The organism is bacterium, assembly GCA_035527515.1.
GTDB lineage: Bacteria > B130-G9 > B130-G9 > B130-G9 > B130-G9 > B130-G9.
Map to the genome: position 1 here is coordinate 1 of DATLAJ010000169.1, position 7,831 is coordinate 7,831.

The 7,831-nt window shown below is 57.0% G+C and carries 6 protein-coding genes and 1 pseudogene; 1 reads left to right on the forward strand and 6 read right to left on the reverse strand.

The genetic code is table 11. The features are described from left to right. Positions 1-81: 81 nt before the first annotated feature. Positions 82-390: a hypothetical protein gene (locus VM163_13860; GenBank protein ID HUT04967.1), complete on the reverse strand. Its 309-nt coding sequence runs from the start codon at positions 388-390 to the stop codon at positions 82-84. Positions 391-465: 75 nt separating this feature from the next. Here VM163_13860 and VM163_13865 point away from each other — a divergent pair. Then, positions 466-702 (forward strand): annotated as a pseudogene (locus tag VM163_13865) (rubrerythrin family protein). 94 nt (positions 703-796) lie between these two features. On the opposite strand, the gene VM163_13870 reads toward VM163_13865, so the two are convergent. From VM163_13870 to VM163_13890, 5 genes are all read right to left on the reverse strand, one after another. Further along, entirely contained in the window at positions 797-3,163 is a 2,367-nt protein-coding gene (locus tag VM163_13870; protein HUT04968.1) for a S8 family serine peptidase, read from the reverse strand. A 33-nt stretch (positions 3,164-3,196) separates the two neighbouring features. Further along, positions 3,197-3,943: a dockerin type I domain-containing protein gene (locus VM163_13875; GenBank protein ID HUT04969.1), complete on the reverse strand. Its 747-nt coding sequence runs from the start codon at positions 3,941-3,943 to the stop codon at positions 3,197-3,199. A gap of 45 nt (positions 3,944-3,988) precedes the next feature. After that, positions 3,989-4,204 (reverse strand): hypothetical protein, encoded by a 216-nt coding sequence (locus VM163_13880; protein ID HUT04970.1) that lies wholly within the window; start codon positions 4,202-4,204, stop codon positions 3,989-3,991. 171 nt (positions 4,205-4,375) lie between these two features. Further along, complete coding sequence (locus VM163_13885) at positions 4,376-5,626, reverse strand: hypothetical protein (protein ID HUT04971.1); 1,251 nt, start codon at positions 5,624-5,626, stop codon at positions 4,376-4,378. Between the two features lie 24 nt (positions 5,627-5,650). Then, on the reverse strand, positions 5,651-7,339 hold the full coding sequence (locus VM163_13890) for a choice-of-anchor Q domain-containing protein (protein HUT04972.1): 1,689 nt from the start codon (positions 7,337-7,339) through the stop codon (positions 5,651-5,653). Between the last annotated feature and the right edge of the window lie 492 nt (positions 7,340-7,831).

Below are 7,831 nucleotides of genomic sequence, written 5' to 3' on the forward strand. Positions count from 1 at the left end.
ATGGTCCGGGAGCATCGCCATCCGCGATGCGGGGACGGCTTCCAACCCGAGTCGTAAGGCAGCGTGGGGCGGGCGCGTCAATCACTTTCCCACGCCCACTTCCTGCTTGCGCTCCGGTTCCGGCTTGCGCTCGGGCGGAGGTAGCGGCGCGGACGGCCTGCCCCGTCCGTGCTTGTCCACCGAGAAGCCGTTGCGCTCGATGATGCTGTTGCCGCGAACGCCTCCGCACCAGATGAGCGCGCTCTCCTCGTAGAGCTTCGGGCCTTTCACTTCAACGGCGTGCGCCTCGGGTTCCACCCGCTGGATGAATTCCTCGTCGACGATCACGCCGCGGCGGGTCAGCGAGTCCCGCACGTGGCTGCGCATCGTCTCGTCGAAATGCTCGAGCACCCGGCCCACCACCACCAGCTTGACGCTGGCCGGATCGATGTCGTAGGCCGTGGCGAGCGGGCCGAGGCCTTCCGATTCGAGAACATCGCCAGGATTTTCGAGTCCATCGCCGTCGCCGAGAGGCAGCACGAACGCCGCTACCTCGGCCTCGCCGCCAATATCGACGCCGGCACCGTCTTCAAGAAGCCTGCCCCCGTCCGGTGGCGCTGCCGCAACTGCGGCTACGTCCACGAAGGCACCGACGCCCCCGGCGCCTGCCCCGCCTGCGCCCATCCGCAGGCGTTCTTCGAGGTGCTCGGAGAGAACTGGTAAACCGCAACACTCACGCTTGAAATGACCAAGGGCGGGCATGAAGAGGAAGACGTGCCCGCCCATGAGTCTCTTGGCGATCCGCGGCCGGCTCAGACTACTGGCACGTGTTCCCCAAGCGAGCCCTCACGTATATCAGATCCAGAATGTTGATGCTTAGGTCTGAGTTTGCGTTTGCCTGCCAGTTGTCGCCTGACCCGATGCTCTGGTTCATCCTGTTTCTTATGAAGATGAGATCCATTATATTCACAAAGCAGTCCAGGTTGGTGTCGCCCTGAATGGGCCACATTTGGTATTTCGAAGCTTGCTCCGTATTGCCGTAGGCTCCCATGTTTATCCTGTAGCCTCTTGGATCCAGTTCGTTCGGGAAGAGCGTTGCCGGGTCTCCGGCGTCGATGCATGGGCTAGTCTCGGCATCGATGGCCCAACCGCTTTGGGCTGGATTCCATCTTCCGTAGACCGACTTCACATGGTAGTCTCGCGACTCGGGGGCGTAGAATTTCGGATCGGCATCGATATTGCCGGTGCCCCACGTGAGCGTGCACCCGGCATCTACCTGCACGGCGTTCTGACCGCCGTCGATATCGCAGTAGCTCACGCTCGCGGTAGAAGGACTGGCGTCCGATGCGACAACAAGCTCATGGCCAGCCGGAGCCGGAGATGTATTGCCATAGACGATGGAGTTGCTGATCGTCACGTTTGAGGAGTTCGTACACAGGATTCCGCCGCCGGATTTGACGTCGTTCGAATCATCGTAGGTGTGGACTTCGATCTCCCAGGCCTGAAGGTCGCCGTCAAGGCTGTTCGTGACGGTATCGCGGATGGCCAATTGCCATGTGCCTGCCGACTGCAGCCCGCGGAACGCCCAGCTCGTGTCGAAAACGAACGCCCGGCCCGACGGCCACGGCCCCGTGTAGCTTCCCTCGGGGGCAGGCTTGAGGATCACGAATTCATCTTCGCTCGGCGAGATCACCTTGATCTCAAGGTCCTCCAACTGCTCGTGGTCCATGGTCACTGAAACCGAAACGTCCCTGACCTTCAGTTCGGTCGGGAACGTGAGCGAGCTTGTCCTCCAATCTCCATTATCGGGTATCGCAATCGTCTCAGTCTTGTCCTGGGAAACAGTCTTGACGGGAGGCACGAGAAGAGTCTGATAGGCATTTGCCCTGCCGGAGGTCACACACTTGCCGCGCAAGCAGGGCACAGGATCCGCCCCTTCAAGAATCATGAGGCGCAGTTGGCGGATGTAGAGCCCCGGATTGGGGTTGGGATTGGGCGCAGGATACTTCGCCAGGAGGAGAGCGGCTACGGAGGCAACGTATGGCGCCGAGAAAGAGGTTCCGTCTACATCCATATATCCGTTGGGAGGGCTCGTTGTCGTGGTCCGATCCCCCGGCGCCGCGAGGTCAACCGTTGCTTCGGCATAAGACGAGAAGTGTGTCATGTTGTCGACTTCATTGGTGGCGATTACAGAGACGATATTGGCCAGGCTGTAGCAGGCCGGGAAGTGGCCGTTATCCTCCAGATCTTCTGAACTATTTCCGGCCGCCGCTATGACAAGCACGCCATTGTCTTGGATGTTCTGGAGGTGCAGAAGGAAGGGATTGTTGGTATAGGTACCTCCAAAGCTCATGTTGACCACAGGGACCCTCTGCAGGATGCAGTAATCGATAGCATCGCAGCAGTACGACTCCTGAATGATCCCAGATGCGCCGATACTGACTTTCAATGGCAATATCCTGACATACGGTACTGCGCCCGCTATTCCGGTGGTATTGTTTGAAACCGCGCCGATCACCCCTGCCACCCAAGTTCCATGCTCATGGCCGCCCGAAGGATCGTTGTCGTCACCGTCGAAATCCCAACCGTGGAGATCGTCTATAAAGCTGTTTTGATCATTGTCTTCGTTGTCGAGTACCTCTCCGGGGTTGGCATAGATGTTGTCTCCGATATCAACATGAGGGGGCGTTTGCTCAGTCAATCCTACGCTCATACCCGTGTCGAGTACGCCAACGACAATGGGATCAAAGGTTCCGAGAAGCTTCCAAGCTTGCGGCAAATCCATCATGGGCAGCGCGTATTGCAGCGGGTAGTACGCATCATTCCTGCCTCCGGCACCGTACAATTCGTATACTCCGTCAGGATGAGCCCGGACCACGCCGGGAATCTGGCGTACGATTTTCAGTGCTTCGGGAACGGTGAGGAGCTTGTCGAACTTCCACCAGCCTGCTTCTTGAGCGTTGGATAGCCTTGCGGGTCGAAACTCTCGCTGCGCAAGGTTATTGCGAACCTCCGCCAATCGTGACTTGTCGATCACTATGTACAGGCTCCCTGGTGCTACCTTGCGGCCATTGACGATCTCAAGCTCGGGTTCCTCTTCACCCGGCTGAGCTGGAAGAGCGCAGGCAAGACAGGCAAGAAGAGCTAAGAGACCAACCGACTTTGGCAGATGAGTTTTTCCCATGGTCGTGCCTCCTGAATCGTTCCTTACGAATGCCTACGGGCAGTGACTGCCGATCTGGTTACGGACGAAAATGAGATCAAGTATATTGATCTTTCCGTCGTTGTTGATATCGGCTGCCCTGTTGTTGCCGCTCAGCGGGTCCTGCCCCATCCTCGCACGGATAAATATCAGGTCGAGTATCCCAACTGTGCCGTCCGAGTTGACGTCGAAAAGGCAGGAGTAGAGTTCGTATACGCCAGAAGGATATGTTCTGATGATCCCTTGTATAACCAAGGCGGCTGCCGACGCCTGCGGATACGAGTATTCGAGCGGCGAGTAACGCCACCACTCATCGTCCGATATTGGCCCCTGAGGACGGCGAAAACCCAGGAGGACGAGTTGTGCGGCCGCGGCATCTCGGAGGCCGTGCTCGAAAAAAATGCCGATGCTTCCGGCCGCTATCAGACGGTTGTTGTACCACTCTAACCATCCTAGATACGCGTCATATGCTCCGTGAACGCCTTCGATCGCCTGAATGGAAGCGATTTGTTGGATGGTTAGCTCGAGCGGCGAATTCCAGAGGTAGCCCCGACCAGCAAGCTTCCCAAGCAGCGGGCGCAGCAACTGCAGGCCCATGGCCTCAAGCTGGACATGGAGCGCAGCGAGCGTAGCCGGGGGACTCTGTTGATCTTCAAGAACCGTGTAGTGGAACGGCGCGCCGAGCGCCGAGCGCCCAATCGCGAGCGATTGCACGCCAAGGGCCAACACCAAGACTGTGATGCTCGAAAAGTGCGTGTTCATTACGTGTCCTCCTTTTTCGTCCCCGAGGGAGCGAACCTGTGCTTTTCAATCAGGATCGGCGGCCGAATTGTCGGCCGCAGTATTGTTCGTGAAGGTCACTTCAGACATGCTCATGCGTATCCCGCCTCCCGATGGTGCCTCATTGCCGGCAAGGAGATTATTCCGGACGATCACGCTTTCGTCGGCAGCTCCGCAATCCTCCAGATTGATGGCACCGCCACCGGCGCTTGATGAGTTGTCGCAGATGCGATTCTTTTGCATGCTCGCCTTTTCTGGCGATCTTGGAGTAGGCAATTCGCAGTTGTAGAAGGCGATGCCGCCGCCATGCCGGCGAGCTTCATGACGCCGCTGAAGAACGCAAGAACAAGCCCACACTGAAGCATGATCCGTGACATGGTTTCCTCCACTGAAACGCTATTGTCCCTGAAAAACCTACTTCGTCAGCATCGGCTGCTGCTGCATGTAGTTCCGAAGAACGATGAGGTCCAATATGTCGATCCGCCAATCGCCATTGACATCGCAGTTCTCACAAGAACCGGCAACGCTCTTGCCAAGACAGACTGCAACTGTCCGCAAGCTTGTGTTCAGGTCTCCCGTGAAAGGCCAGGCGCGGCCCACCCCGTATGCAGCTGAGATTCCCGATGTACTTCGAACTTCATCTCTGGCCTCGACTACAGAGAACTCCTTTTTCAGATACACCCACGTCTCCATTCCGTAATTTGTCCAATCCGGAGGAACCCGTTGGTCGTCGTGCAACATCATGAATCCCTTATCCTGCAAAGCTCTCCGTGTGTCCCACTTGTCGGTGCCTTCCGCGTAGAAGAGATACAATTTCCCAGGCATGCAGGGAACTATCCCCACGTACTCGACGAGCGCCTCGCCGCGATTCACATTGACAACGTATAGAACTCCAGGAGTATCTTTCACTTGTGAAGTTGCCCATGGGACGCTCGGCACGATCCAAGCGTAACCTTGCCCTTGGAGGCGGCCCTTGAGGGGACGGGCATAGATGAACCCCAAGTCTGTCAACCTGGAATGAAGCGCCGCGCGACCCGGCTCATCAAGAGCGGGAAGCTCCAAGACCCCGGCGTACTGAACTCCGTCCGCCATGGCCTGAGTGCCTCTGCCGAGCAACTGGACTGTGACCACGCCAGGCACAGTTGCGGCAGCAACTGCCTCTTCAAGCGCATACTCCCTGGGGAAGCACTGCCAGACATCGGCGTAGTGCTGAGACCAGATGCTCTCTGATGAATCCTGCGCTACAAATGTGAAACCCTTTGATCGAAGGACATCGCGAACGGCTTCACGCTCTGGCGTACCTGGAGGGTAGCTGATGATCACCCTGACTTGACCCGGCAACGCGTAGGAGACCGGCGAACACTCCAAAGGCTCGGCACAAACGTTGAGATCCTCCGTGCCGACAACGCCATCGAGGCTTCCTGCGATGGCCGCGGCGTCCGCCATTGGCATGCCGTCAGGAATGGTCCACACGCTCCCCTGCCCCGCAAGGCGGCCCACAAGAGGCCGCTGAAAGATGAATCCCGCGGCGGACAGATTGTCATACAGCTCGGCCCGGGCGCTCTCCCCGAGCCCCGCCGCCTCCAGAACGGCGATTGATTCGGCAAAAGCCACTGTTGCGAACATCAACGCCACTGCTACCGACAAGCTGATTGCGTTCTTCATCACTGCACTCCTTTACGCCTCGTTTCAGAACGGATCGGAAGAATCGTTATCTGCTATTGTGTTATTTTGCAGGGCCCAGACGTAAGCGCGCGAACCTGTCGATGCGCTCGTGTAGATTCCGGCCCCTTGATTCGCGGCGTTGCCGCATATTACGTTCCAGACCGCCGACCAGTTGGTGGTCCTCATGATCGACAAACCGCCACCGATCCAGGCCTTGTTATCGGTGATGCGGTTTTTCTGTATGCTTGCTTTTTCCGGCGACCGTGGAGTAGGCAGTTGGCACTTGTAGAAGGCAATGCCGCCTCCATGACCCCGAGCTTCATTGAACGAGATCAGGTTGTTCTTGATGTAGATGGTGGCGGCCGCCTGGCAGTAGAGACCGCCTCCATCACGCTCTGCCTGGTTCGGATAGGCTTCATTACCAATGGTGTTGCCGTCTATTATGGCATAGGACTCAAAACAGGCTATCGCGCCACCGTCTCTTGCTGTATTGGAGAGCAGTGTGCTATCGGAAACCGTTGTCGGGCTGTAGCACTTGTAAAGACAGATTCCCCCACCAACGAGGGCTTTATTGTCTTGGATGATATTATCCGAGATGACTACGATTGACCTGTCACAGAAGATTCCTCCACCGAGGGAAGCGTCCCCCCCCGAAATGATGAAACCTTGCAGCTCTGCATACGAGCATCCGATGAAGGTTACGGCACGACCGGTTTCGTGGGACTGCAGGCTGGAGGGGTCTATTGTCGTTGGGTACGTGGATGGATCGCACGTGGCAAAAGTCCCGTTGTAACCACCCAGAATGTTGAGGGCCTTGTTACGAACGACGACCTCCTCGGCATACTCTCCACCTTCGCTCTCGATTTCCCCAGCTACGCAAACGGTCCCGACTGAGAGATCCACGCCCTCCTGTATGGTGTTGAACGGATGATCGATGGTGCCGTCCTCGACGCCCGTAGCTCGTGCGTCAACGTACACGACCGTTGTCTTGTTCTCAGGAGGAGTGCCGTCACTGTATTCCTCGTAGTTGGATTGGCCATCATCGTCGGGGTCACCGGACGCCGATTCGTCCAAGTCGCCGAAGTGCTCCATCTCCCAGTCGTCAGGAAGCCCATCGGTATCGGAGTCGTCGCTGATCGAGAGCGATTCGAAAGCCCCCATGTCCACCTCGTCAAGAAGCAAGCGGGGATTGTAGTCGGCATCGGCATCACCTTCCACTACAACGTCGCTATCGCCCGCGTCTATGCATGGGGAATATGACTGCAGCCGGAAATCTCCCGACCCGGGATCGACGAACTGAGGGAACCCGGCAATGTTGTACTTCCCGTCATTCTCCACCGCCCCCTCAAAGCATGAATGGTAGGGGTCGCAGTTGTAGAGGCTTGTACTGCCGTTGTACCACACGATTGAATTCTGAATCACGAGCAGTGGATAAGATGTGTGATAGATTGCGCCCCCGGAAGCCCGGTAAGAGACGTTTCCTGCTATGGTGTTGTTGTGGATGACAGGAGCGGCATCTTCGCTATAGATTCCCCCGCCAAGCTGAGCGGCATTATTGCAGATGAGGTTATCAATAATTGTTGGGGAGGCCATTGTTACATAGATACCTCCTCCACAGGTCCATTCATCTCCAGAGGGGTTGTTGTTCCATGTAATGGTATTGGCGATGATGTCAGATGTGTTCTCGGTAGCTGAGGTAGCGGAGGCAACCAAGATGGCTCCGCCAGATCCTGTGTTGAGCGTTACCGTATTAAGCGTAAAGGACACGGATCCCAAGAGGTAAGCGGCTCCACCAAACAGTGCAGAGTTCGCACAGAATTCGTTGGCGCGGAGAACCACTGATGCAATGGGATGGACATAGAAAGCTCCTCCATATGCCTCTGAAAAGTTGCCTTCAAAAGTATTGTCCACTACCTGGCATGGACTGGCGCCATTCTGGCCGTACACAAACAGGGCCCCACCACACCCTGGTGCAAGTCCCGGAACGTTCCAAGCGCAGTTGCTAAAGAATTGGCAAGCTCGTATAGTGGGACAAGCGTACGCTACCAGTATTGCGCCTCCGCCAGGGTAAGACATTGCTGCTCCGCCCGTAATCGTCAATTCCCTTACCTCACACGCGTTCCCACAAAACAGGATGTAGAAGGCGCGCCTGGGGTATACAGTGGATCCTCCCAAGGAGAGGGTGCAATCGGTTGGTCCATTCTC

Excerpts from the sequence above, each read along its gene's own strand:
- VM163_13870 (HUT04968.1), bottom strand. The coding sequence starts at position 3,163 with ATGGGAAAAACTCATCTGCCAAAGTCGGTTGGTCTCTTAGCTCTTCTT.
- VM163_13875 (HUT04969.1), bottom strand. The coding sequence starts at position 3,943 with ATGAACACGCACTTTTCGAGCATCACAGTCTTGGTGTTGGCCCTTGGC.
- VM163_13880 (HUT04970.1), bottom strand. The coding sequence starts at position 4,204 with ATGCAAAAGAATCGCATCTGCGACAACTCATCAAGCGCCGGTGGCGGT.
- VM163_13885 (HUT04971.1), bottom strand. The coding sequence starts at position 5,626 with ATGAAGAACGCAATCAGCTTGTCGGTAGCAGTGGCGTTGATGTTCGCA.